Origin of the sequence: Sphingopyxis macrogoltabida, from assembly GCF_001307295.1 — a bacterium.
Taxonomy (GTDB): Bacteria; Pseudomonadota; Alphaproteobacteria; order Sphingomonadales; family Sphingomonadaceae; genus Sphingopyxis; species Sphingopyxis macrogoltabida_B.
This window is the reverse complement of record NZ_CP012700.1, coordinates 1,439,889-1,464,473: the sequence shown is the minus strand read 5'-3', so window position 1 is coordinate 1,464,473 and position 24,585 is coordinate 1,439,889. Positions and strand designations below refer to the sequence as shown.

General features: G+C 64.7%; 26 protein-coding genes. 19 read left to right on the top strand and 7 right to left on the bottom strand.

From position 1 onward, the window contains the following. Positions 1–68 precede the first annotated feature (68 nt). From AN936_RS06870 to AN936_RS06860, 3 genes are all read left to right on the top strand, one after another. Positions 69–1,256 (top strand): thiolase family protein, encoded by a 1,188-nt coding sequence (locus tag AN936_RS06870; RefSeq protein WP_054587485.1) that lies wholly within the window; start codon positions 69–71, stop codon positions 1,254–1,256. Between the two features lie 171 nt (positions 1,257–1,427). After that, complete coding sequence (locus tag AN936_RS06865) at positions 1,428–1,892, top strand: hypothetical protein (RefSeq protein ID WP_054587484.1); 465 nt, start codon at positions 1,428–1,430, stop codon at positions 1,890–1,892. Between the two features lie 130 nt (positions 1,893–2,022). Continuing rightward, entirely contained in the window at positions 2,023–2,418 is a 396-nt protein-coding gene (locus AN936_RS06860; RefSeq protein WP_054587483.1) for a hypothetical protein, read from the top strand. 22 nt (positions 2,419–2,440) lie between these two features. On the opposite strand, the gene AN936_RS06855 is transcribed toward AN936_RS06860, so the two are convergent. Then, positions 2,441–2,899 (bottom strand): SH3 domain-containing protein, encoded by a 459-nt coding sequence (locus AN936_RS06855; protein WP_054587482.1) that lies wholly within the window; start codon positions 2,897–2,899, stop codon positions 2,441–2,443. Positions 2,900–3,025: 126 nt separating this feature from the next. On the opposite strand from AN936_RS06855, the gene AN936_RS06850 reads away from it, so the two are divergent. Continuing rightward, positions 3,026–4,024, top strand: coding sequence for a 2-hydroxyacid dehydrogenase (locus AN936_RS06850; RefSeq protein WP_054587481.1), 999 nt, complete (start codon positions 3,026–3,028; stop codon positions 4,022–4,024). A gap of 113 nt (positions 4,025–4,137) precedes the next feature. Here the strand turns inward: AN936_RS06850 and AN936_RS06845 are convergent, their stop codons facing one another. From AN936_RS06845 to AN936_RS06830, 4 genes are all read right to left on the bottom strand, one after another. Further along, a complete protein-coding gene (locus tag AN936_RS06845; protein ID WP_054587480.1) occupies positions 4,138–4,440 on the bottom strand; it encodes a GIY-YIG nuclease family protein in 303 nt (100 codons plus the stop codon). 44 nt (positions 4,441–4,484) lie between these two features. Then, positions 4,485–5,888 carry an NAD(P)H-dependent flavin oxidoreductase gene (locus AN936_RS06840; protein ID WP_054587479.1) on the bottom strand — a complete coding sequence of 468 codons (1,404 nt, stop codon included), beginning with the start codon at positions 5,886–5,888 and terminating at the stop codon, positions 4,485–4,487. Positions 5,889–5,987: 99 nt separating this feature from the next. Beyond that, a complete protein-coding gene (locus tag AN936_RS06835) occupies positions 5,988–7,133 on the bottom strand; it encodes a glycosyltransferase (protein ID WP_234715764.1) in 1,146 nt (381 codons plus the stop codon). Continuing rightward, a complete protein-coding gene (locus AN936_RS06830) occupies positions 7,130–8,023 on the bottom strand; it encodes an alpha/beta fold hydrolase (RefSeq protein ID WP_054590146.1) in 894 nt (297 codons plus the stop codon). Before AN936_RS06830 ends, AN936_RS06835 begins: the two co-directional genes overlap by 4 nt. 123 nt (positions 8,024–8,146) lie before the next feature. Here AN936_RS06830 and astD point away from each other — a divergent pair, with 123 nt between their 5' ends. The 7 genes from astD (at position 8,147) to AN936_RS06795 (ending at position 14,088) form a co-directional block, all read left to right on the top strand. Beyond that, positions 8,147–9,598 (top strand): succinylglutamate-semialdehyde dehydrogenase, encoded by a 1,452-nt coding sequence (gene astD, locus AN936_RS06825; RefSeq protein ID WP_054587478.1) that lies wholly within the window; start codon positions 8,147–8,149, stop codon positions 9,596–9,598. A gap of 172 nt (positions 9,599–9,770) precedes the next feature. Then, positions 9,771–10,559, top strand: a complete 789-nt coding sequence (cobA, locus tag AN936_RS06820; RefSeq protein WP_054587477.1) for a uroporphyrinogen-III C-methyltransferase — start codon at positions 9,771–9,773, stop codon at positions 10,557–10,559. Next, positions 10,556–10,852, top strand: a complete 297-nt coding sequence (locus AN936_RS06815; RefSeq protein WP_054587476.1) for a DUF2849 domain-containing protein — start codon at positions 10,556–10,558, stop codon at positions 10,850–10,852. The genes cobA and AN936_RS06815 overlap by 4 nt, the downstream gene beginning before the upstream one ends. Position 10,853: 1 nt before the next feature. Next, complete coding sequence (locus AN936_RS06810) at positions 10,854–12,485, top strand: nitrite/sulfite reductase (protein WP_054587475.1); 1,632 nt, start codon at positions 10,854–10,856, stop codon at positions 12,483–12,485. Continuing rightward, positions 12,478–12,891: a DUF934 domain-containing protein gene (locus AN936_RS06805; RefSeq protein ID WP_054587474.1), complete on the top strand. Its 414-nt coding sequence runs from the start codon at positions 12,478–12,480 to the stop codon at positions 12,889–12,891. The genes AN936_RS06810 and AN936_RS06805 overlap by 8 nt, the downstream gene beginning before the upstream one ends. Continuing rightward, complete coding sequence (locus AN936_RS06800; RefSeq protein ID WP_054587473.1) at positions 12,884–13,669, top strand: phosphoadenylyl-sulfate reductase; 786 nt, start codon at positions 12,884–12,886, stop codon at positions 13,667–13,669. The genes AN936_RS06805 and AN936_RS06800 overlap by 8 nt, the downstream gene beginning before the upstream one ends. A gap of 128 nt (positions 13,670–13,797) precedes the next feature. Further along, entirely contained in the window at positions 13,798–14,088 is a 291-nt protein-coding gene (locus tag AN936_RS06795) for a GIY-YIG nuclease family protein (RefSeq protein ID WP_054587472.1), read from the top strand. A gap of 91 nt (positions 14,089–14,179) precedes the next feature. Here the strand turns inward: AN936_RS06795 and AN936_RS06790 are convergent, their stop codons facing one another. After that, positions 14,180–15,691, bottom strand: a complete 1,512-nt coding sequence (locus AN936_RS06790) for a replicative DNA helicase (protein WP_054587471.1) — start codon at positions 15,689–15,691, stop codon at positions 14,180–14,182. A 131-nt stretch (positions 15,692–15,822) separates the two neighbouring features. On the opposite strand from AN936_RS06790, the gene AN936_RS06785 reads away from it, so the two are divergent. The 8 genes from AN936_RS06785 to AN936_RS06750 all read left to right on the top strand — a co-directional run bounded on the left by AN936_RS06785 (position 15,823) and on the right by AN936_RS06750 (position 22,668). Further along, the gene (locus AN936_RS06785) at positions 15,823–16,320 is read left to right on the top strand and encodes a UPF0262 family protein (RefSeq protein ID WP_054587470.1); all 498 of its coding nucleotides are present in this window, start codon (positions 15,823–15,825) and stop codon (positions 16,318–16,320) included. 3 nt (positions 16,321–16,323) lie between these two features. Next, on the top strand, positions 16,324–17,085 hold the full coding sequence (locus tag AN936_RS06780) for a glycoside hydrolase family 25 protein (RefSeq protein ID WP_054587469.1): 762 nt from the start codon (positions 16,324–16,326) through the stop codon (positions 17,083–17,085). Continuing rightward, positions 17,082–17,540: a cytidine deaminase gene (locus AN936_RS06775; RefSeq protein ID WP_054587468.1), complete on the top strand. Its 459-nt coding sequence runs from the start codon at positions 17,082–17,084 to the stop codon at positions 17,538–17,540. The genes AN936_RS06780 and AN936_RS06775 overlap by 4 nt, the downstream gene beginning before the upstream one ends. Before the next feature lie 39 nt (positions 17,541–17,579). Then, positions 17,580–18,134 (top strand): dCTP deaminase, encoded by a 555-nt coding sequence (gene dcd / locus AN936_RS06770; protein WP_054587467.1) that lies wholly within the window; start codon positions 17,580–17,582, stop codon positions 18,132–18,134. Between the two features lie 180 nt (positions 18,135–18,314). Beyond that, positions 18,315–20,036 (top strand): cellulase family glycosylhydrolase, encoded by a 1,722-nt coding sequence (locus tag AN936_RS06765; protein ID WP_054587466.1) that lies wholly within the window; start codon positions 18,315–18,317, stop codon positions 20,034–20,036. Between the two features lie 67 nt (positions 20,037–20,103). Further along, entirely contained in the window at positions 20,104–20,616 is a 513-nt protein-coding gene (locus AN936_RS06760) for a DoxX family protein (protein ID WP_054587465.1), read from the top strand. A 71-nt stretch (positions 20,617–20,687) separates the two neighbouring features. Beyond that, complete coding sequence (locus AN936_RS06755) at positions 20,688–21,860, top strand: saccharopine dehydrogenase family protein (RefSeq protein ID WP_054587464.1); 1,173 nt, start codon at positions 20,688–20,690, stop codon at positions 21,858–21,860. 7 nt (positions 21,861–21,867) lie between these two features. Next, complete coding sequence (locus AN936_RS06750) at positions 21,868–22,668, top strand: acyl-CoA thioesterase (RefSeq protein WP_054587463.1); 801 nt, start codon at positions 21,868–21,870, stop codon at positions 22,666–22,668. Here AN936_RS06750 and AN936_RS06745 read toward each other — a convergent pair. Further along, on the bottom strand, positions 22,659–24,461 hold the full coding sequence (locus AN936_RS06745; protein WP_054587462.1) for a CocE/NonD family hydrolase: 1,803 nt from the start codon (positions 24,459–24,461) through the stop codon (positions 22,659–22,661). The genes AN936_RS06750 and AN936_RS06745 overlap by 10 nt on opposite strands. Positions 24,462–24,585 lie beyond the last annotated feature (124 nt).

Sequence of the window (24,585 nt, the reverse complement as noted above, 5' to 3'; positions counted from 1 at the left end):
CTTTCGCACGTGCAGCATTTCCGCTAAGCGACGCGCCGACGTATCTTTCCCTTACGGAGTCTTGTCCCATGACCGCCACCGATCCCGTCGTCTTCCTCTCCTATGCCCGCACTCCGATGGGCAGCATGCAGGGCAGCCTGTCGGACGCGAGCGCGACCGATCTCGGTGCGACCGCGGTCAAGGCGGCGGTCGAGCGCGCGGGCGTGTCGGGCGACGACATCGAGCGCATCTATATGGGCTGCGTGCTTCCTGCCGGTCTTGGCCAGGCACCGGCGCGGCAGGCCGCGATCAAGGCCGGCCTGCCCAAGTCGGTGCAGGCGACGACCGTGAACAAGGTCTGCGGTTCGGGCATGCAGACCGTCATCATGGGCGCCGAAGCGCTCGCCGCAGGCAGCGTCGACGTCGTCGTCGCGGGCGGCATGGAATCGATGACCAATGCGCCCTACCTGCTCAAGAAGCACCGTTCGGGCGCCCGCATCGGCCACGACACCGCCTATGACCATATGTTCCTCGACGGGCTCGAGGATGCCTATGAAGCCGGGCGCGCGATGGGCACTTTCGCGCAGGACACCGCCGACGCCTATCAGCTCAGCCGTCAGGCGCAGGACGATTATTCGATCGAGTCGCTCAATCGCGCCAAGGCCGCGATTGCCGATGGCGCCTTCGCCAATGAAATCGCACCCGTCACTATTTCGGGCCGCAAGGGCGATGTCGTCGTCGACACCGACGAAGCGCCCGGCAAGGGCATGCCCGACAAGATCCCGACGCTGAAGCCCGCCTTTGCCAAGGACGGTACGATTACCGCGGCGACCAGCTCGTCGATCTCCGACGGCGCCGCCGCCGTGGTGCTGGCGCGCCAGTCGGTTGCCGAAGCCAAGGGCGCGAAGCCGGTGGCGCGGCTCGTCGCGCACGCCGCGCACGCGCAGGAACCCAAGGATTTCACCATCGCGCCCGTCGGCGCGATCAACAAGGTGCTCGCCAAGGCCGGCTGGACGATCGGCGACGTCGAACTCTTCGAGGTCAACGAAGCCTTTGCCTGCGTCGCGATGTTCGCGATGCACGACCTCGGCATCCCGCACGACAAGATCAACGTCCATGGCGGCGCGACCGCGCTCGGCCACCCGATCGGCGCCAGCGGCACGCGCATCATCACCACGCTGATCGCGGCGCTGCAGCGTCACGGCAAGAAGCGCGGCATCGCCAGCCTCTGCATCGGCGGCGGCGAAGCGACCGCGGTGGCGATCGAAATCGTCTGATCGTCGGCATGCCCCGGCCTGTCGTACGGCCGGCCGGGGTTCGCGACATTTTGCGACACTAATGACCTGAAAATAAACGCGGCATTCCGGTTCGGTTCAAACGGGCGCGCCTATTCCATCCTTGTCATCGGGCAGATCCCTCCCCCCTGACCGACTGAAAGGAATGGCACCATGAAGAGCAAATTTCTCACCGCCGGCCTGATCGCCGCGATGATGGTCCCGGCGATGGCGCAGGCCCAGACCCGTGAAATCCGCAACGACCGCAAGGAATTGCGCGAAGAAAAGCGCGATCTCCGCCACGCTCAGCGTTACGGCGACCGCGGCGACGTTCGCGATGCCCGCCACGATGTGCGCGACGCACGCAAGGATTTGCGCGAGAGCCAGCGCGACTGGCGCCGCGACGCGCGATACCAGAATTATCGCGCTCCGTTCCGCTACCAGTCGTTCCGCGTCGGGTCGACGTTGCGGTCGAGCTATTATGCGCCGGCCTATCGTCCCGCCTGGGACAGCCGCTGGGGCGTGCCGCGCGCGAACCGCAACCTGACCTATGTGCGTCATTACAACGACCTGCTGCTAGTCAATGTTCGCAGCGGCAAGGTGATCCGGGTCTATCGCAACCATTTCCGCTGGCGCTGAGCGATACTATCGCTGGAATCCCGACGAGGGTCGATGGGCAACCATCGGCCCTTTTCGTTATGGCGATTGTCGTTGCCGCTCCCTCACGAAAGGCATAGCCTTCGTGCTCCACAGAGGGGGAGAGAAGGACATGAAAAAGCTGATTCTGCTTGCCGCATGCGCGGCGCTGTCGGCCTGTTCGCAAAAGGCTGAAGAGACAAAGGAAGTTGCCGCCGAGCCGGCCGCCGAGGCCGCGCCTGCACCTGCCGCCGACTCGGGAACGCCGCCGGGGACGTACGACGTGAAAATGGCCGATGGCACGATGGCGACCACGACGATCAACGCCGACGGCACCTATGTCGACACAGACGCCAAGGGCAAGCAGGCGAAGGGCCAATATGCGACCCGCGACGGCAAGGACTGCTTCGATCCCGAAGGCGACGAAATGGGCATGTGCTGGGCGGTCTCGAAGCCCGGGGCCGACGGCAGCTTCATCGCGACCGCCGACGACGGGACTGTCGTAACAGTCACCCCCAAGGCGAAATAGTCATCTGCCCATATCCGGGGCGTCAGTCGCCCCAGATATGGTCGGTCTGGATCCAGCCGCGCCGGCCCCTGACGTCGAACAGGCACCAGCCGTTCGCGCAATCGGTGATCTTGCCGACGACGCCGGGTTCGGCGCGATAGGCGATCGCCGACGACAGGCTTGCCGCCTCGCGCAGCGGACGGATTTCTTCGATGACGATCGCGGTGCGCGTCCGGCTGAGCAGCCGCGCCGCCATCCAGCCCTGCGTGCCGTCGGGGTCTTCGATCTTCCGCCAGTTTTCGAAGCGCGCGACGACCTTTACCGGCAAATCCTTGCGCCGATATTCCCAGATGACCGGCACGTCGGGCGACGGCCCCTTGCGCATCCGCGCCTCGTCGACGCTGATCGATGCCCAATAGGGAAGCTGCGGGTCGGATTGCGCGCTCGCCGGTCCCACGACGGCAAGCGACAGCAGAATTACGGCTAAGCGGCGGCTGGTCATGCGTCAGCCTTGTCAAAATCGGCGGGTCTTTTCAACCGGTCGCTGCACTGCAACGAACGATCTCCACAACATCGGCCCGTTTCCTGCCCCTTGACCCCCGCGCGTCGGCGCGCTCTATCGGCGCCCATGACCGATTCATCCCGCCCGAAACGCCCGCGCGTCATCGTCACCCGCCAGTTGATGCCCCATGTCGAAGGGCGCATGGCCGAATTGTTCGACGTCGCGCTGTCCGCGCATGACGAGGCCTTTTCGATCGAGCAACTGAAGGCCGCTGTCGCCAATTGCGATGTCTTCGTGCCGACGGTGACCGACAAGATCGATGCGGAGATTATCGCGGCGGCGGGCGACCGGCTGAAGCTCATCGCCAATTTCGGCGCCGGAGTCGACCATATCGACCTCGCCGCGGCGCGCGCCAAGGGCATCATGGTGTCGAACACCCCCGGCGTGTTCACCGAAGATACCGCCGACATGACGATGGCGCTGATCCTGTCGGTCCCGCGCCGCCTTGCCGAGGGCGAAAAGCTGATGCGCTCGGGCAAATGGGAGGGCTGGGCGCCGAGCACGATGCTAGGCCACCGCGTCGGCGGCAAGCTGCTCGGCATCGTCGGCATGGGGCGCATCGGCCTGGCGGTGGCGCGCCGCGCCCGCGCTTTCGGTCTGTCGATCCATTATCACAACCGCAAACGCCTGCCCGAGGCGATCGAGGAAGAACTGGGCGCGAGCTATCACGCGAGCATCGACACGCTGCTGCGGATCAGCGACATCCTGACCATCCACTGCCCGCACACCAGCGAAACCCACGAACTGGTGAGCGCGAAGCGGATCGCGGCGATGAAGCCGACCGCTTACCTCATCAACACCGCGCGCGGCGAGATCGTCGACGAAAAGGCGCTGGTCGCGGCGCTCCAGGCCGGCCGCATCGCCGGCGCCGGGCTCGACGTCTATACGCACGAACCGGCGGTCGACCCCGCGCTGCTCGCGCTCGACAATGTCGTGCTGCTCCCGCACCTCGGCTCGGCGACGATCGAGGGTCGCGAGGCATCGGGCGAAAAGGTCATCGCCAACATCCGCGCCTGGTGCGACGGCCACCGCCCACCCGATCAGGTGCTGGAGGGGTGGGTTTAGAGCCTCACGGCGCGGCGCAAGGTCACTCTGGATTGCTTCGTCGCTACGCTCCTCGCAATGACGAAGCCTGATAATTCTTCGTCATTGCGAGCGAAGCGAAGCAATCCAGAGTGTTACTCGCTTCCGTTGAGAATATCGGGCCACAAATCCCGCCACAGCGGATTCTCCGCCTCGATCAGCGCAAGCTTCTTCGCTCGGCTGCCCGCTTTGATCTGCTTTTCGCGCGCAATCGCCGTTTCCATGGTTCCATGAATCTCGAACCACACCAGCGTGTTACAATCATGGCGCTTCGAGAAACCGCCCAGCCCCTCGCGATGCTGCCATACGCGCTGCACCAGATTGGAGGTAACACCGGTGTAGATCGTACCGTTGCGCTTGTTTGCGACCATATAGACTGCTGGCAGACGTTCGCGCATGGCCGCTCTGGATTGCTTCGCTACGCTCGCAATGACGGAGTGCTTTAATCCCCCGTCAAAATCCGGTCGACGAGCTGCTTCACCGTCGGGGTGAAGTTGTTCGAATAAAAGGGATCGGTCTTGAAATTGAACGCGGCGTGGCCCGCGAACATCAGATTCTGTTCGGTGTCGCCGCCGTGCGCGATGTCCTGCAGCGTTTTCTGGATGCAGAAGCTGCGCGGATCGGCGAGGTAGCCGGTCGAATAATCGTCATGGTCCTTCCATGCCGAAAAGCCGCAATGCGACAGGCATCCCATGCAGTCGGCCTGATCCTTGCGGATGACGCCCTTGTCGTTCTCCGTCACGAACACCACGGTGTTGTCCGGGGTCTTCAGCGCCTCGGTATAGCCTTCGGCGAACCAGTCGCGCGCCCTTGCCCGGTCATGCGGGGTTACCCAGAAATTCTTGCCCTTCACCCCGACGTCGAGCTGGACGATATGATCGCCCGCTTGCTGCTTCGAATAGGGGATCTGGCGCTCCGAACGCGCTTCGAGATCGCGAAGGAACGGATTGCGCACCGCGCTCGAATAGAAACCCGTCGGTGAGAAACGATGGAGCAGCACATCGCCGTCGTCGAGCGTCCGCAGGCGGTCCTTCCACTGCTGCGGGATCGGGCTTTCCTCGGTCAGCAGCGGGCGGGTGCCGTATTGGAACGCGATCTGGCCGAGTTCGGGATTGCCAATCCAATGCTCCCAGTCGCGCAGATACCAGACGCCGCCCGCCATCACGATCGGCACATCGTCCGCAATGCCCTCGGCACGCATTACGTCGCGCAGCGCCTTGACGCGCGGATAGGGATCCTCCGGAACCAGCGGGTCCTCGGCGTTCGAGAGGCCGTTGTGGCCGCCGGCCAGCCAAGGGTCTTCATAGACCACCGCGCCCATCAGCTCGGACACCTTATGATAGGCGCGCTTCCAAAGCGCGCGGAAGGCGCGGCCCGACGAGATGATCGGCAGGTAATTGACGTTGTGCCGCGCCGCGATCTCGCTGAGCTTGTACGGCATGCCCGCGCCGCAGGTGACGCCGGTGACCAAGCCCTTCGTCTTTTCGAGCACGCCTTCGAGCACCTGCTGCGCGCCGCCCATTTCCCACAGGACGTTGATGTTGATCGCGCCCTTGCCGCTCGCGATGTCATAGGCGCGCTTGACCTGCTCGACCGCGCCGTCGATCGCATATTGGATCAATTCCTCGTGGCGCTCGCGGCGGGTCAGCGCGCGATAGATTTGCGGAATGATCTTGCCCTCGGCGTCATAACTGTCGGCGTTGACCGCCGAGACGGTACCGATACCGCCCGCCGCCGCCCACGCGCCGCTCGACATATGGTTGGTTGCCGACACGCCCTTGCCGCCCTCGACCAACGGCCAGACTTCGCGGCCGCCGTACATGATGGGCTTCAAACCTTTGAACACGTTAAACCTCTTTCTCTCCGCCCGCTTGCTGGTACCGGCGGGGCCCCGATGCGGCTTCCGTAAGCGGAAACCGGCGATGAAAGTCAATGGCGCGCCGCTTCACTTCCCGGTGAACAGGCGGCGTCCTGCAAGTGCCTGACCATAGAGATTTTCATAGGCGGCGACCATGGTTGATTCGTCGAAGCATTCGGTCGCCACGCGCCGGTTCGCGGTACCGACCCGCGCCCGCAGCGTCGCGTCGCGCACCAGTTCCGCCAAGCCCTCTCGAAAACCATCTTCGTCGCCAGCAACGAAGCGCCGGTTTTCTTCGCTCACCATCGCTGCGACATCGCCGACGTCGGGGCTGACGACGGGCAGGCCCGCCGCTATCGCCTCGATCACCGCGATCGGCGCCTGTTCGCTGCGCGACGACAAAGCGAGCAGGTCGAAATGGCCGATCCAGCGCGCCGGCTCGCGCATGAAACCCGGCATCACGAGACGATCCGCGATGCCGGACGCCGCCGCTTCGGCGGCAATCGCATCGCGCTCGGGCCCCTCGCCGACGATCACCAGCCGCACATTCTGCGGCAAGGTCGCCACCGCCCGCACGAGGCGCGGCAGATCCTTGACCTTGCGCAGTCCGGCGACGGTGCCGATCACCACTTCGCCGTCGCGGCGATCCAAGCCAGCGATCGGGAGATCGGGACCGCGAGCGTAGGCGGCAACGTCGATCCCGTTGCGGATCAGCCGGGTACGGCGTCCTGCCCCCCATTCATCTGCGGCGATGCGTTCGAGCACCGTCGACGGCACGACCAGCGCCTCGGCGGTCGGCAGTGCGAGCCGCCGGAACGCATTGCGTTTCCAGTTACGCCGGACGCTCTCGTCCTCGTTGAACCCGTCCTCGTGATGGATCAGCGGCGGCAGCGCGCGAAAGGGCGCGAAAATCCGATGCGCCATCACCCCGTCCATCGACCCCCAATTATAGCTGAGGACGAGATCGAACTGCTGCATGTACCGCGCAAGATCGCGGTAGCGTGCCGGTCCCGGCTTGCCGTGCAGCGGCGGCGCATCGGCGGGAAAGCGGGCGTCGATGCCCGGATCGATCGCGCCCTGCGCGCCGAGCGCGTCGGGAACCGCCGACAGGATGACGTGGCTGGCGCGCGGCCCCATCAGGTTCATCAGCCGCACGGCGCGCGCCTCCTTGCCGCCCAGCGAGAAGCTCGAATGGAGATGCAGTAGCCGCGCCGGGGGAACGGGGGACGTCACGCGCCCGGCAATTCCGCGACCCACGCATCGATCGCCCCACGCGCCTCGGGCTCGTCCATCGTCGGGGCATGGCCAACGCCAGGCACCTCGACAACGCGAGCGCGGGGCAACCTGGCCGCCATCTTTTCGGCCGCGGGCTTGGCCAGAATATCCGAATGCTCGCCGCGCAGGACCAGCACCGGCACATCGCCCAGCGCCTGATACGCCGGCCACAGATCAACCCCGCCGTCGCTGTTCGGGACGCGCAGCGGCGCCGCGATCTGCTTGTCATAATCGGTAACGATGCGGCCTTCGGGGGTCAGGCGGTGGGTGCGCTTGGTCAGGCGCAACCAGTCGTGAATTTCATAACCGGGATAGACCGCGCCATTGAGTTCGGCGACGGCGCGCGCGGCATGCATCCATGTCGGCTGGCTGCCGCCCACGCCGATATAGTCGCGAATGCGTTCCAGCCCGGCCGTTTCGAGCTCTGGCCCGACATCGTTGAGCACCGCCCCTACAAGGCGCCCGGGCAGACTTGCCGCCATCAACATCGAGACGAGCCCGCCGAGCGAGGTGCCGATCGTCGCAACACGTTCGATTTCCAGCTCGTCGAGCAGCGCGACAACATCCTGAACATAGGTCAGCGGTACATAGGTCATCGGATCCTTGGCATAGGCACTCTCGCCGCGGCCGCGAAACTCGACGACGATCACCCTGCGCTGCTGGGCCACATGCGGCGCAACCGCCTCGAAATCGCGGGCATTGCGCGCGAGCCCCGGCAGGCACAGGACCGGCGGCGCATTTTCGCGTCCCGGCGGCGCGGCATAGATTCGCGCATGCAGCCGCACCCCGTCGCCCGACCACCAATAATGGTCCGACCAGTCGCGGCGGCTGTCCTGTTTGACCGAAATGACGCGTCCCCTTTTTTGCCTGCCTGCGTTCGCTGCTCCGCCCGCGTCTATCGCCAACCCCGCGCCCGCGTGCAAGCCATCCGTCGGTTGCCGCCGCCGCCTTTCGCCGATAAGGCATCCGGCATGAGCGAAGAGTTGCTTTCGTACGAGCCCGCCTCCGGCGAAGAATTGTGGCGCGCGCCCGTCAGCAATGTCGATCAAGAGGTTGCCATCGCCAGGGCAGCATGGCCCGAATGGGCCGCAAAGCCCCTGACCTTCCGGAGCGAAACGCTCCGCCGTTTCGCCGATCGGGTGAAAGCCGAAGGCGAAAAGCTGGCCGACCTGATCGCGCGCGAAACCGGCAAGCCGTTGTGGGAGGCGCGCACCGAGGTCGAATCCGTCGCGAACAAGGTCGATATTTCGGTCACCGCCTATGCCGAACGGACGCCGAACCGCCGCATCGAGGGGGCGATGGGGTTACGCAACGCCGTGCGCCACAAGCCGCACGGCGCGCTGGCGGTGCTCGGCCCCTATAACTTCCCCGCGCATCTGCCGAACGGCCACATCGTCCCCGCGTTGCTCGCCGGCAATTCGGTGATCTTCAAACCGTCGGAAAAAACCCCGGCGGTCGGCGCGATGCTGGTCGATCTGTTCCACAGCGCCGGTGTCCCCAAGGAGGTGCTCCGCCTTGTCGTCGGCGGCCCCGATACGGGCAAGGCGCTGGCGGGCCATCCCGACATCGACGGCCTGCTCTTCACCGGTTCGGCGCGCACCGGCCTCGCGCTCAACCGCCAGTTTGCGAACCGTCCCGACAAGATTCTCGCGCTCGAAATGGGCGGCAACAACCCGATCGTCGTCTGGGATACCGCCGACATCCGGACCGCCGCGATCCTCGTCGTCCAGTCGGCGTTCCTCAGCGCCGGACAGCGCTGTACCAATGCGCGGCGGCTGATCGTCAAGGAAGCGCTCGCCGACGGGCTGATCGAGCAGGTGCGCGACCTTGCGAACCGGCTGATCGTCGACCATCCGCACGCCGATCCGGCGCCCTATATGGGTCCGGTGATCGACAATGACGCCGCCGACGGGCTGACCGAAAGCTTCCTGATCCTGATGTCGAACGGCGGTCAGGTCATCCGCCACATGACGCGCCCGGTGCCCGGCCGGCCGTTCCTGACCCCCGGCATCATCGACGTCACCGCGATGCCCGAGCGGCCCGATATCGAACTGTTCGGCCCGCTGTTGCAGGTCATCCGCGTCGAAAGCTTCGAAGCCGCGATCGCCGAGGCGAACAACACCAGCTTCGGCCTGTCGGCGGCGCTGATCGGCGGCTCGCCCAAGCTTTACGATCAGTTCTGGGCCAATGCGCGCGCCGGGGTGATCAACTGGAACCGGCCGACCAACGGCGCCTCGTCGGCCGCCCCGTTCGGCGGCATCGGCCTGTCGGGCAATCACCGGCCGAGCGCCTTTTACGCTGCCGATTATTGCGCCTATCCGGTCGCCAGCTCGGAAAGCGACGCGATGCGCGCGTCGATCGGCGTCGGCCTTCGCGAAACCGACGATGGAAAGCCGAAATTGATCCGCAAGGGCTTTCTTTAACCGACCTCGTCATCCCGGCGAAGGCCGGGATCTCTCCTTATCGCCATACCGCACCGGCGGGATCCCGGCCTTCGCCGGGATGACGAGAAAGGACAGGCGGGGCAATTTTACCTTCACCGTCCGCAACAAAGCCTGCATTGCGAATCCGGGGGCGCAAGATCATCTATGCTGCATGGAAAAGACTCCGATTTCTGCGGGCAAGCTGTGGCTCGTCGGTGCCGGGCCGGGTGATCCCGACCTGCTGACGCTGCGCGCGGCGCGGTTGCTGGCCAGCGCCGACCTCGTCGTGCACGACGGGCTTGTCGGCGATGGCGTGCTGGCGTTGATCCCGGACCATGTCGAGCGGATCAGCGTCGCCAAGCAGCGCAGCCGCCATACGATGAAACAGGAATTGATCAACGAATTGCTCGTGCGCGAGACGCTGGCGGGCAGGCAGGTCGTGCGCCTGAAAGGCGGCGACCCCTTCATTTTCGGTCGCGGCGGCGAGGAACTCGATGCAGCGCGCAAGTCCGGCGTCGCGGTGGAGGTCGTCCCTGGCATCACCGCGGCGGCGGGCTGTGCCGCGCAGGCGGGGCTTCCCCTCACCCACCGCGAAGACGCCAGCGCGGTGAGCTTTGTTGCGGGTCAGTGCAAGGACCTGACCGATCAGGACTGGTCGGGGCTCGCGGGCCATGGCCGTACGCTCGTCATCTACATGGGTCTTGCGACCGCCAACGCCATCGCCGACAAGCTGATCGCCGACGGCGTTTCGCCCGACCTACCGGTCGCGGTGATCGAACGCGGCACGACCGCCGACGCCCGCGTCTTGCGCACATTGCTCACCGATCTCGGCGACCTCGTAGCGCGCGAAAATATCGGCAGTCCAGCGCTGATCATCGTGGGCAAGGTCGCGGCGCGCGCCGATGCGCTCGACTGCCTCGGCGCGCCGGGCGTCGCCGCAAAAATAAGGGACTTCACATGAAACTGCTCACGGGCAACGACCTGAAAACAGGATTTGTCACCTGGTGGACCGGCGCCGACTGGTCGCTGCACATCGAGGACGCCGCCGACGTCGGCGAACAAGGCGAAGCGGTTTTGGCCGCCGAGGAAGGCGCCCGCCGCGTCAACGCCCCCTATATCATCGACGGCGAGCAAACGCCCGAGGGGCCGCGCCCCGCGCATATCAAGGACCGCATCCGTGCCCTCGGCCCGACGGTGCGCCCCGACCTGACATTGAAACCCGCCGATCCTGCGGCCGGCGACTGGGTGATCTGACATGTATAAATATGACGAATATGACCATGCGATGGTCGCCGCGCGTGTCGCCGAGTTCAGCGACCAAGTGCGCCGCCGCCTCGCCGGCGAAATCACCGAGGATCAGTTCAAGCCGCTGCGCCTGATGAACGGTCTCTATCTCCAGCTCCATGCCTATATGCTGCGCGTCGCGGTGCCTTACGGGACGCTCGACAGCCGCCAGATGCGCATGCTCGCGCATATCGCGCGCAAATACGACCGCGATTACGGCCATTTCACCACGCGTCAGAATATCCAGTATAACTGGATCAAGCTGGAGGACGCGCCCGCGATCCTCGAAGACCTCGCGTCGGTCGAAATGCACGCGATCCAGACCAGCGGCAATTGCATCCGCAACATCAGCTCGGACCAGTGGGCGGGCGCCGCCGCCGACGAGATCACCGATCCGCGTCCGTGGGCCGAACTGCTGCGCCAATGGTCGAGCTTCCACCCCGAATTCAGCTATCTGCCGCGCAAGTTCAAGATCGCGGTGATCGCCGCCGACGAAGATCGCGCCGCGATGCGCCTCCACGACATCGGCATCCAGATCGTCGAGCGTGACGGTGTCCACGGCGCCGCCTTCTATGTCGGCGGCGGCATGGGCCGCACCCCGATGATCGCGCCGCTGATCAATGATTTCGTGCCGCTCGAGGATATGCTGAGCTATGCCGAGGCGTGCCTGCGCGTCTACAATCGCTACGGCCGCCGCGACAATATCTACAAGGCGCGGATCAAGATCCTGATCCACGAGCTTGGCGCCGACGAATATCGCCGCCAGGTCGAGGAAGAGTTCGCGCATGTGAAGTCGCTCGGAATCGACCCGCCGAAAGCCGAGTTCGACCGTATCGCGAAGCAGTTCGCGCCGCCCGCGCTCGACGCTTCGGCGCCAGACGCCATCGACCGCAGCGACCCCGACTTCGCGGTCTGGGTTGACCAGAATGTCGCCGCGCACAAGGTGGCGGGCCATGCGATCGTCAACATCAGCCTGAAGCCCGTCGGCGGTATCCCCGGCGACGCCAGCTCGGCGCAGATCGACCTGATGGCCGACCTTGCCGAAAAATACAGCCATGACGAACTGCGCGTCACCCACGCCCAGAACATCGTGCTGCCGCATGTCCGCAAGGCCGATCTTTACGCCATCTGGCAGAAGCTCGACGCGGCGGGGCTCGCGACGCCGAACCTCGACCTGATCAGCGATATCATCGCCTGCCCCGGGCTCGATTATTGCAGCCTCGCCAATGCGCGCTCGATCCCGGTCGCGCAGAAGATCGCCGAGCGCTTCTCGGACCTTGGCCGCCAGAAGGAACTGGGCGAACTGAAGCTCAAGATTTCGGGCTGCATCAACGCCTGCGGACACCATCACGCCGGCCACATCGGCATCCTGGGGGTCGACCGCAAGGGCACGGAAAACTACCAGCTGCTGCTCGGCGGATCCGGCGCGGAGGATGTCTCGCTGGGCACGATCACCGGCCCGGGTTTCAACGAGGACGGCATCGTCGACGCGATCGAACGCGTCACCGACAAATATCTTGCCGAACGCACCGACGGCGAACGCTTCGTCGACACCTTCCGCCGTGTCGGCATGGCCCCCTTCAAGGAGGCGATCTATGGTTGAGCATCTGCATAGCGACGGCGAAGAGCCCTGCGTCACGCTCGACGCCTTCCTGCAGCAGTCGAACGCGACGGCGGTGCGGCTGGAGCCTGACGAGGATGCGCGCGCGCTGATCCCGCACCTCGACCGGCTGGCGCTGATCGAAGTCGCTTTCCCGAAATTCCGCGACGGCCGCGGCTATTCGTCGGCGCGCATCCTGCGCGAGGCGGGCTATAACGGCGAACTGCGCGCGCAGGGCGACGTCCTCGTCGACCAGATCGCTTATATGAAGCGCTGCGGTTTCGACAGCTTCGCGCCCGAAAAGGCGCTCAATCCTGCCGATGTCGAGGCGGCGCTGACCCGCTGGCCCGAACATTATCAGGGCGCCGCCGACGGCGCGGTGCCGATCTGGAAGCTGAGGCATGGTTGACGTGAAGGCCGAGCCCCGCTCCCGCGACCGGATCGACGTGGCGCCGCGTTTCACGCAGGCCGACGTCATCCGCCTCAACAACCTGTTCCGCGGCCAGGATGCCGCAGAAGCGGTCGCCAGCGTCATCGGGGCCGGCCTGCTCGGCGATACCGGCATCGTATCGAGCTTCGGCGCCGAAAGCGCGGTGCTGCTCCATCTCGTGACGCGCGTCGCACCCGATATGCCGGTGCTGTTCCTCGACACCGGCAAGCATTTCCCCGAAACGCTCGCCTATCGCGACGAACTGGCGGCAAAGCTCGGGCTCAACATCGTCAACCTGACCCCCGATCCGGAAGAACTGGCGAAAAAGGACGCGACCGAACTGCGCTGGTCCTACGATCCCGACGGCTGCTGCGAGATCCGCAAGGTCAAGCCGCTCGAAAAGGCGCTCGCCGACTTCGATACCTCGATCACCGGGCGGAAGGGTTTCCAGTCGGCGACGCGGCAGGGCCTCGCCCGCTTCGAACTCGACGGCAATAGCGGCCGCCTGAAATTCAATCCGCTCGCCAACTGGACGCGCGAGATGCTCGACGCCTATTTCGCCGAGCACGATCTGCCGCGCCATCCGCTGGAAGCCGAAGGCTATCCGTCGATCGGCTGCTCGCCCTGCACGTCAAAGGTCAAGCCGGGCGAAGACCCGCGCTCGGGCCGCTGGCGCGGCTGGGACAAGACCGAATGCGGCATCCACGAAGCCGTGACCCCGATCGACGACGATCCGGCGAACGATCCGGCTTTCTAATATGTCCGTCGCCCCAGCGAAAGCTGGGGCCGCCTTGGCCCTGCCGTACCGCCAGCGATCCCAGCTTTCGCTGGGATGACGAGCAAGAAGGGCTGGGATCGCTGGCGCTTTCGCGATAGGCGTCGAGCATGAAGCGAGGCGGCTGGGTCTACATCATGACCAACAAGCGCGGTGGCGTGCTCTACATCGGAGTCACGGCGGACATTGCGGCGCGCGTCTTTCAGCACAAGACAGGACAGGGTTCAGCCTTCTGCCGGAAATATGGGCTAACGATGCTCGTCCTCGCGGAGGAATATCCAACAATCGACGAGGCAATCTCGCGCGAAAAAGCAATGAAAGCTTGGAAACGGCAATGGAAAATCGAGCTGATCGAAGCAAATAATCCCGATTGGGATGATCTGGCCGCCCATATTCCTTGACCGTCGCCCCAGCGAAAGCTGGGGCCGCTATCGTTCATTTGTCCCGCCAGCGATCCCAGCTTTCGCTGGGATGACGGTAGTTTAGTGGTCCTTACTCATAATCCTCATACGCCATGCTGTCGTCGGCGAGATCGCTGAACTTGGTCGTCTTCGCTTCGAAGTGCATGCGGATCTTGCCGGTCGAGCCGTGGCGTGACTTGGCGACGATGACTTCGGCAAGGCCGAAGACGCGTTCCATCTCGGCCGCCCATTCCTCGTGCGCGGCGTGGACCTTGACGTCGTCGCCCTCGATCGGGCGCTTGGGTTCGCGCGCGGCGACGTAATAATCCTCGCGGAACACGAAGAGCACCATGTCGGCGTCCTGTTCGATCGAGCCCGATTCGCGAAGGTCGGAGAGTTGCGGCCGCTTGTCCTCGCGGCTTTCAACCTGGCGGCTGAGCTGCGACAGCGCCATCACCGGCACATTCAGTTCTTTCGCCAAGGTCTTGAGACCGCGGGAAATCTCCGAAATTTCCTGGACGCGATTGTCGCCGCTCTTCGACGAGCCTTGGAGGAGCTGGAGATAGTCGACGATGATGAAGCCGATACCGTGGCGGCGCTGCAGCCGCCGCGCGCGGGTGCGGAGGCCAGCAATCGTCAGGCCGGGCGTATCGTCGATGAACAGCGGCAGCGTTTGCAGGGCCTGCGCCGCGCGCGAGAGCTGCTGGAATTGGTCCTTGCTGATCTTGCCCATGCGCAGCGCTTCGCCCGACACCCCCGACTGCTCGGCGAGGACGCGCGTCGCGAGCTGGTCGGCGGACATTTCGAGGCTGAAGAAAGCGACCTTCGCGCCCATATTCTTCTCGGGCGGGATGCCGTCCTCCTCGTCGCGGCGGAAACGCTCGGCGGCGTTGTAGGCGATGTTGGTGGCGAGCGAGGTCTTGCCCATGCCGGGACGGCCGGCGAGGATCATCAGGTCGCTATTGTGCATGCCGCCGATCTTGGCATTCATGCTGGCGATCCCGGTGGTGATCCCCGACAGATGGCCGCCCGAATTGAGGGCGCGCTCTGCCGCTTGCAGCGCGACGAGGCTCGCGGCGTTGAAGCTTTTGACCGATCCCATCTCGGCCTCGCCGCCCGCGACGCGATAGAGCGCGGTTTCCGCCTCTTCGATCTGCGATTGCGGATCGACGCTTTCGCTGGTGTCGAGCGCGCTGTCGACGAGCGTGCGTCCGACGCCGACCAGCTCGCGCAGCAGCGCAAGGTCGAATATCTGCCGCGCAAAGTCGCGGGCGCCGATCAGCCCCGCGCCGCTGCCGGTCAGTTGCGCGAGGTAGCCGACGCCGCCGACCGCCTTCATCGCTTCGTCGGCTTCGAAATAGGGTTTGAGCGTCACCGGGGTCGCGATGCTGTTGCGCTCGATCAGCGCCATCGCTTGGCTGAAGATGCGGCCGTGCAGCGGCTCGAAGAAATGATCGGGAGTCAGATGGACGGGAAGGTCCTCGACGACTCGGTTGTCGATCAGGATCGCGCCCAGAAACGCGGCCTCCGCCTCGATATTGCGCGGCAATTGGCGTTCGTCCCCGGCAGCCGCCGGGGCAGGAAAGAGAGCGAGTTCAGCCATGATGCGGCACCATGCTACGGGGCGAAACGCCTTGCAACAGCGATTGCCCCGCCCGCACAGTGCCTGTGGATAGTTCCGGCATAAGTCGCCCCCTTGCCCTTCGTGGCGGGCCAAGTAGAAGCACTTGCAGCATGGCCGACGCAGACCCCTCGAAACAGCGCATCATCTCGGTCGAGCTCGACGAGGGCTCGATCGTCTGGCGCAACCCCGATGTCGAGCAGGAACGCCGCGTCGCGATCTTCGACCTGATCGAGGACAACAAGTTCGTCCCGCAGCGCGGCCATGCCGACGGTTACGCCGGTCCCTACCGCCTGATGCTGCGCGTCGAGGAAGGCCGGCTGATCTTCGAAATCAGCCGCGAGGACGGTTCGCCGCTCGAGGCGATCATTCTCGGGCTCGGCCGCTTTCGCCGTCCGATCCGCGATTATTTCGCGATCTGCGACAGCTATTATCAGGCGATCAAGACCGCGACCGCGCAGCAGATCGAAACCGTCGACATGGCGCGCCGCGGCCTCCACAACGAGGCGGCGGAGATGCTGATGGACCGGCTCGACGGCAAGATCGCGGTCGATTTCGACACCGCGCGACGCCTCTTCACGCTGATTTGCGTGCTGCATATCAAGGGTTAGCGAATGGCGACGGGGGCAGCCAGCAGCAGGAACAGAAAGCCGGCGCGGATCGCGGCGGACTGGCGGGGCGTGCTCGCGCGCTGGTTGCGGCGTATCGGCGGCGTGCTGCTGCTGCTCATCCTTGCCGCGGGGCTCGCGATCTGGTGGGCGGCGCGCTGGACGCCGCCGCGCGAACAATATCCGATCCAGGGGGTGACGATCGGCGCCGCCAACGGTGTGGTCCACTGGGGCTCGATCAAGGCCGCAGGCGCCGATTTCGCTTATGTCATGGCGACCGACGGAACCACCGGCCTCGATCCGATGTTCGCGCGCAACATGACCGCCGCGCGCGAGGCCGGGATCCAGACTGGCGCGATCCACCGCTACAGCCTGTGCCAGCTTGCCACCGATCAGGCCGCGAATTTCATTCGTCACGTCCCCCGCCGCGCCGACGCGCTGCCCGCCGTCGTCTGGCTCGACTATGACGACCGCTGCCCCGACCGGCCGACGCGAGCCTTGCTGCTGTCCGAACTCGCGACCTTCCTCGCACAGATCGAGGCGCATATGGGCAAGCGCAGCCTGATCGCCCCCGGCCCCGCTTTCGAGGCCGATTACAAGGTGACCGAGGGCATCGCGCGCACCACCTGGCTGCGCCGCGACTTCTTCGAACCCGATTATGGCGCGCATCCATGGGCGATGTGGCAGGCCAACAACTATGTGCGGCTGTCGGGCGCCGACGGCACCGTCGGCTGGAACGTGTTGCGCGGCGAGGGAGAGGCGCCATGACCGACAACGCGACCCGCGACGCGCTGATCGCTGCGGCGCGCGAGGCGGCAAACCGCGCTTATGCCCCCTATTCGGGATTTCACGTCGGCGCGGCGTTGCTGCTCAAAAATGGCGACGTCGTCACCGGCGCCAATGTCGAAAATGCCAGCTATGGCCTGACGCTGTGCGCCGAAACCGCAGCGATCGCCAAGATCGCCAACGAAGGCTGGATCGGCGAACTTACGGAGATCGCGATTGTCGGCGGCCGCCCGGAGTGCGATGCGCTGCTCGGCAGCGATCCGGTCCACCCGTGCGGCCGCTGTCGCCAGGTCCTCAACGAAGCCGCCGAGCGTTCGAAGACCGATATCCTCGTCCATTGCGCGTCGGGCGACGGCAAGGCCGTGCAGAGTTACAGGCTCAGCGAACTGTTTCCCGCCGCCTTTGGCCCGAAGGACCTCGGGCTGATCCCCGACTGACCGCTTGCGCAAAGCGCGCCGTCCTTACAAGAGACACGCATGGCCATTCTTTCCGACCGCTGGATTCGCGAAGCCGCCCGGACGCAGGGCATGATCGAACCGTTCGTCGAGGCGCAGCGCCGCGACGGGTGCATCAGCTATGGCCTGTCCTCCTATGGTTATGACGCGCGGGTCGCGCCGGAGTTCAAGATTTTCACCAACGTCGACAGCACGATCGTCGACCCCAAGGATTTCGACCCGAAAAATTTCGTCGACCGCGAAACCGACGTCTGCATCATCCCGCCGAACAGCTTCGCGCTCGCCCGCACCGTCGAATATTTCCGTATTCCGCGCGATGTGTTGGTGATCTGCCTCGGCAAGTCGACCTATGCCCGCTGCGGCATCATCGTCAACGTCACCCCGCTCGAACCCGGCTGGGAAGGCCATGTGACGCTGGAATTCTCGAACACCACCCCCCTGCCCGCCAAAATCTATGCAAACGAGGGCGCGTGCCAGTTCCTGTTCCTCCAGGGCAACGAGCCGTGCGAGACGAGCTACGCCGACCGCGCGGGCAAATATATGGGGCAACAGGGCGTGACACTGCCCAAACTTTGACAGTCACTGTCATTGCGAGGAGCGAAGCGACGCGGCAATCTCCCGCTCTCGGCCCTGCGCAAGGCGGATAGCTGGAGATTGCTTCCCCCGGCTTTCGCCGGGGTCGCAATGACGAAGATCGGTTGCGCCCTCTGCAATAATTGATAACGTTCCCATTGGTCGTAAATCGGGGATGAGGTCATGAAATTTGGTTCGATCGCCGCCGCGCTCGCGACGCTGCTTTTACCGGCCGCCGCGCACGCCGAAGGGATGTTGAAGGTCCGCGGCACGCAGATCGTCGACGCCAGCGGCAAGCCCGTCATCCTCCGCGGCATGGGACTAGGCGGCTGGATGTTGCAGGAAGGCTATATGCTGAAACTCGGCGAAGTCGGGCAGCAGCACCGCATTCGCGCCAAGCTGGTCGAACTGGTCGGCGAGGAGCGGACGGCCGAATTCTACCGCGCCTGGCTCAATAACCACACCACCGAAGCCGATATTGCGCAGATGGCGAAATGGGGCTTCAACTCGGTGCGGCTGCCGATCCATTTCGACCAGCTCACCCTCCCCGTCGACAAGGAACCTGTGGCCGGGCAGGACACATGGCTCAAGGAAGGCTTCGAGCGCATCGACCGCCTGCTGGCGTGGAGCAAGGCGAACCGCCTCTACCTGATCCTCGACCTCCATGCTGCGCCCGGTGGACAGGGCAACGACCTTGCCATCTCCGACCGTGACCCGACGAAACCCTCGCTGTGGCAGAGCGAGGAGAACCAGCGCAAGACGGTCGCCCTGTGGACGACGTTGGCGGAGCGATATGCAAACGAGCCGTGGATCGGCGGCTATGACCTGATCAACGAGCCCAACTGGAGTTTCGCGACCCCCGGCAAGGGCAATGGCTGCGACGAGGCCGAAAGCAAGACGGTATGGGACCTGCAAAAGCGGATCACGGCGGCGATCCGCAAGGTCGACAAGCAGCATATCGTGATCGTCGAGGGCAATTGCTGGGGTAATAATTACAAGGGCCTGCCGCCCGCGTGGGACGCCAATATGGTGCTGAGCTTCCACAAATATTGGAATCGCAACGACGAAGCGAGCATCGCCGAGATCAAGGCGCTGCGCACCAGCTATAACCGTCCTATCTGGCTGGGCGAGTCGGGCGAGAACAGCAACGGCTGGTACCGCGACTCGATCGCGCTGGTCGAGGGCGAAGGCATCGGCTGGAATTTCTGGCCGCTCAAGAAAATCGGCTTCAATCAGCCGCTCGAGATCGATCCGGGTCCGGGATGGGCCGCGATTGTCGCATGGATGACGAGCAAGGGCGCGAAGCCGGAACCCGACGCGGCCTTCGCCGCGATGATGCAACTTGCCGAAAACAGCCGCTTCGACCGGAATATCCCCAAACCCGACGTCATCGACGCGATGTTCCGTCAGCCGCACGACCCGGGCTATCGACCCTTCGTCGCCCGCACGCTGGACCGGACGCCGCTGTCTATCGCTGCCGTCGATTATGATCTCGGGCCGCCGGACGTCGCTTATCACGATATGGTCGACGCCAATTATCATGTCGCGACCGGCGGCGAGCGGACGCCGTGGAACAACGGGACGACCTATCGCAACGACGGCGTCGACATCGCGCGCGAAAGCGATGGCACGCCCTATGTCAGCGACTTCGTGACCGGCGAGTTCATGCGCTACAGCGCCGAAGTTGCGAAAGCCGGGCGCTGGACGGTCTCGGCGCGCGCCCGCTCGGCAAAGGGCGGCCGCATCGGTATCGACGAACGCGGCGTCGCCGTTCCGGCCGACACCGCGTGGCAGGTGATCAAGCTTGCCGACGTCGACCTGCCCGCCGGCCCCGGCGCGGCGACGCTGCGCGCGATCGATTGCAGCGATTGCGAGGTCGCCGACCTGACCTTCACCCCGCGCTGACCGGAACCCATCGCCTCTCCGCGCGTCCTGTCTGCACAAGCGGGCGGGCAATAGTGGAGGATGACCCATGTCCATGATCGCCGTCTTCATCGGCCGCCTGTTCATTGCCGTGATTTTCATCGTGTCTGGGATCAACAAGCTGATCCACGTCGCCGATACCAATGCGATGATTTCCGCCGCCGGCCTGCCATCCGGGCTCGCCATCCCGACCGGGCTGTTCGAACTCGTCGCCGGCGTCTGCCTGGCGCTCGGCATCGCGACGCGGCTGTGGGCGATCCTGCTCGCCGGTTTCGTCCTCCTCACCATCCTGTTCTTCCACCGCGAATTCACCGATCCGATGCAGGCGATGATGGCGATGAAGAATCTGGCGATCGCCGGCGGCCTGCTCTGCCTCTTCGGTTATGGCCACACGCGCTGGAGCTATGACGCGCTGCGCGCGCGGCGCCGCGGCGAGATTGCGCAACACGACGCCGAACTTCGCGCCCGCGAGGCCGAATTGCGCGCCGCGCGCGCCGAGGGCCGCGCCGAAGCGGTCGACACGCCGGTGGTCGTCGAAAAGCGTCCCTTCTGGCGGCGCTAACGCTTCGCGCTTGGCATCCTTCCTTGCGTGCGCTAGCCTCAGCTTGACGTTTACGTAAATGGGAGGGTGCCATGGCCGCTGCGCGTGAATTCGATATCATCGTCTATGGCGCGACCGGGTTCACCGGTCGCCTCGTCGCCGAATATCTCGCCGAACATTATGCGGGCCGCGCCGATGCCCCCAAATGGGCGATGGCGGGGCGCAGCGCCGACAAGCTGGCCGAAGTACGCGACCTGATCGGCGCGCCGAAGGATATTCCGCTTGTTGTCGCCGACGCAAGCGATCCCGTCAGCCTCGATGCGATGGCGGCGCGGACGCAGGTCGTCCTGACCACCGTCGGCCCCTATCAACTCTATGGCGAGCCGCTCGTCGCTGCCTGCGTCAAGGCGGGCACCGCCTATGCCGACCTCTGCGGCGAGCCCGGCTGGATGCGCGAGATGATCGACGCGTATCAGGATGCCGCCAAGGCGTCGGGTGCACGCATCACCTTCAGTTGCGGCTTCGACAGCATTCCGTTCGACCTCGGCGTGCTGTTCCTGCAGGCCGAAGCGGTCAAACGCCACGGCCGCCCGGCGCCGCGCGTCAAGGGCCGCGTCCGCAAGATGGCCGGCGGCGCGTCGGGGGGCACGATCGCCAGCCTGACCGAAACGATGAAGGCGATCGCCAAAAAGCCCTCGCTCGCGCTGCTCCTCAAGTCGAGCTTTGCGCTGACCCCGGGCTTCGAGGGGCCCTCGCAGCCCACTGGCCTGATCCCCGAATATGACGCCGCCACGGGCACATGGACCGCACCTTTCGTGATGGCGCCGATCAACACGAAGAATGTCCACCGCACCAATTTCCTGCTCGGCCAGCCCTGGGGCGCGGACCTCGTCTATGACGAGATGCTGATGACGACGATCGGCGATGCCGGCAAGGCGATGGCGGAAGCGATCGCCAAGGCCAATCCGTTCGGTGAATCGAAACTCCAGCCGGGCGAAGGCCCAAGCAAGGAAGAGCGCGAGAACGGGTTTTACGACGTGCTGTTCATCGGCGAATATCCCAACGGCCGGGCGGTCCGTGCCAGTGTCCAGGGCGACCGCGACCCCGGCTATGGATCGACGTCGAAAATGCTGGCCGAAACCGGTATCGCGCTGCTCGCGAACAGGGGCGAGGGCGGCGTGTGGACACCCGGCGCGCTGCTCGGCGACGCACTGATCGCACGGCTGACCGAGCATGCCGGAATGACCTTCCAGATCGAGGAATAGGACAAGAATGACGACCTCCCCCAGCGCGCTCGACGCGCTGCTTTCGACGCTGCGTACCGAAGAGGGTGTGGCGAAGGCGCATATCGACGAAGGATGGATGCAGGGCCGCACCGCCTATGGCGGGATCAGCTCTGCCGTTGCACTGGCGGGCGCGATGGCGCTCCACCCGACCGAGACGCCGCTACGTTACGCGCAGATCAGCTTCGTGGGGCCCGTCGGCGGCGACTGCACCGTCGCAACGCGCGTGCTGCGCCAGTCGAAATCGAGCCTGTTCATCGACGCCGGCGTGTCGAGCGACGCGGGCTTCGGCACCGCCGCCGTTTTTGCCTTTTCGGGCGACCGCGCCAGCCATCTCGACCACAATAGCCTGACCATGCCCGAGGTGCCCGCGCCCGAAACGCTGGCACCGGTCCCCGAACACAAGGTCCGCCCCAGCTTTACCCGCCATTTCGACATGCGCCCGACGACCGGCCCCCGCTTCGACTGGAAACAGGACGTTGGCGAATATCTGACCTGGGTCCGCTTCGTCGAGGAACCCGCCTGCCATCCCGCGGTCGCGCTGCTCGCGATGGGCGACGCCCTGCCCCCCGCGGCGATGGCGCTGTTTACCGAGTTCGGGCCGATCAGTTCGATGAACTGGACCGTCAACATGCTCACCGGCAATCCGCAGACCGAGGATGGCTGGTGGCTCTTGTCGGCGAAGACCGGCTATGCACGCGGCGGCTTTTCGGTGCAGGACATGATGCTGTGGAACCGCGCCGGCGAACCGGTGCTGAGCGGCAGCCAGGGCATCGCAATCTACGCCTGATCCTCCGGCTGACCGATCGGGATGCTGAGCGTGCTCGGGCGCGTGGCGTCGTGATAGAGGCGCACGGTGACCGTGCGCGCATCGGCCATCGTTTCGTCGGCCACCGGCTTGCCGCTGTTGTAATTCTTCTGCCATTTCAGATCGTGATTGGGCTTTACCACCAACCGCAGGCGGCATCCCTTTTTGATCAACCGCGAAATGAAGAAGAAGCCGTCGAAGTCGTAACGTAGCGGCTCCTGCGTTGCGATCAGCCGCTCGGTACGAAGTCCTTCGCGATGGCGCGCGCGCTTGTGCTGCTCGGTCAGGAACAGGCTCGATCCATCGGGGGCGATTTCATAGATCGAGACCATGAAATCGGTGTCCGGCGTATCGATCGCAATCGACGCGTTGAACTTGAAGAAGCCGGTTACTTCGGTGTCCTGCTCGAACGGTTCGCTGTGATAAATCAGCTTGCCGCCCGCGGTGGCGGCGACCAGCGTCTGGCCGGTCGTGTGCCATTCGGTCAGCGAAGCCTCGAGCCGGAGGCCGCTGAGATCGCGCGGGTCGTAGATATAGTGATCGGGCTGCGCCTTTGTTGCGGGCGTGGGCTTCAGCGTCCCCGAAGCATAGACATTGTCGGGGTTGCCCGACGAATGCAGGTGAAACGTTTCATAGCGCGCCGTGGCGTCCTCGATCCTGTCGGCATAGCGCCACTTGTCCGCGACCATCACATAATAAGCGAATTTCTTCTTGAGAAACTCCGGCCGCGGGCCGTCTTCCATCGCAAAGGCGTACCAGTCGCGATGCAGCTTCTTCATGTCGAGCACGCTCGCCTGCCCGACCTTGATGCCATAGAATTCGGCGGTCGGGTTGCGCACCTCGTCATGCCCCCACGGGCCGATCACCAGATAATGATTGGCGTTCGAACCGGCATATTTGAGATGCTGGCGATGGAATTCGAGCGTGCCGAGTTGATCGCCGTCATAAATGCCGCACAGCGACAGCACCGGCATCGTCAGCTCGGCGAATTGTTCGGGCGACGGGTTGAGCCGGTCGTAATATTCGTCCTGCCGGGGATGATCGACCCACTGCTGGAACGGTTTGGACTCAAACCCGAAAAACTCCGGCATCTTGCGGAACGGCAGGCCCGCTTCGAGGAAGCGCAGATATTCGGTGCCCCAGCCTTCATCGGCAAAGACATTGTTTCGCCGGGTGTTGCCCTTGACGAACGTCATCCACTGCCCGCCCGCAAAGTTGAAGAAGATGTTGTAGCGGATCGGGAAATCGAAACCGGCAAAGGCGGGGGCCGAGGGGATGGTCGTGGCGAGCCCCTTCGGATAGCCGCGCACCGTCGCCCATTGCGTATAGCCGACCCACGACAGGCCGCACATGCCGACCTTGCCGTTGAAGAAGGGCTGCTGGATCAGCCATTCGACGATGTCGTGCCCGTCCTCCGGCTCGGTTCCGAAAGGCGCAAACTCGCCATCCGAATCGCCGCGCCCGCGCGTGTCGACCGCCAGAAACGGATAGCCGTTCCGGGAGAAATCGACGCCCTCGGCATGATAGCCGTCGGCCGTATAGGGCGTGAGCGCAAAAATCGTCGGACGCGGCGTCGTCAGGCCACGCGGCAGATAGAGCGTCGCGCCCAGATGAACGCCGTCGTGCATCAGAATGCGCACTTCATATTTCATCTGTGACGAGAATATGGGCTGGACCGCAGCATCGCCGGCCCCCGCCATCGCCGCTTTCGCTCCGGGAGCGGCCGCCAGCGTCAGGATCGACGTTGCGGATAGAAGATATTCCCTGCGATTCATTGCCGCCCATCGTCACCCCGGACTTGATCCGGGGTCCATGACGACGGCGGCGCTATGGATCCCGGATCAAGTCCGGGATGACGAAGGTGGATAAGCAACGTCCGCTGCCCGCCCGAAGTCGATA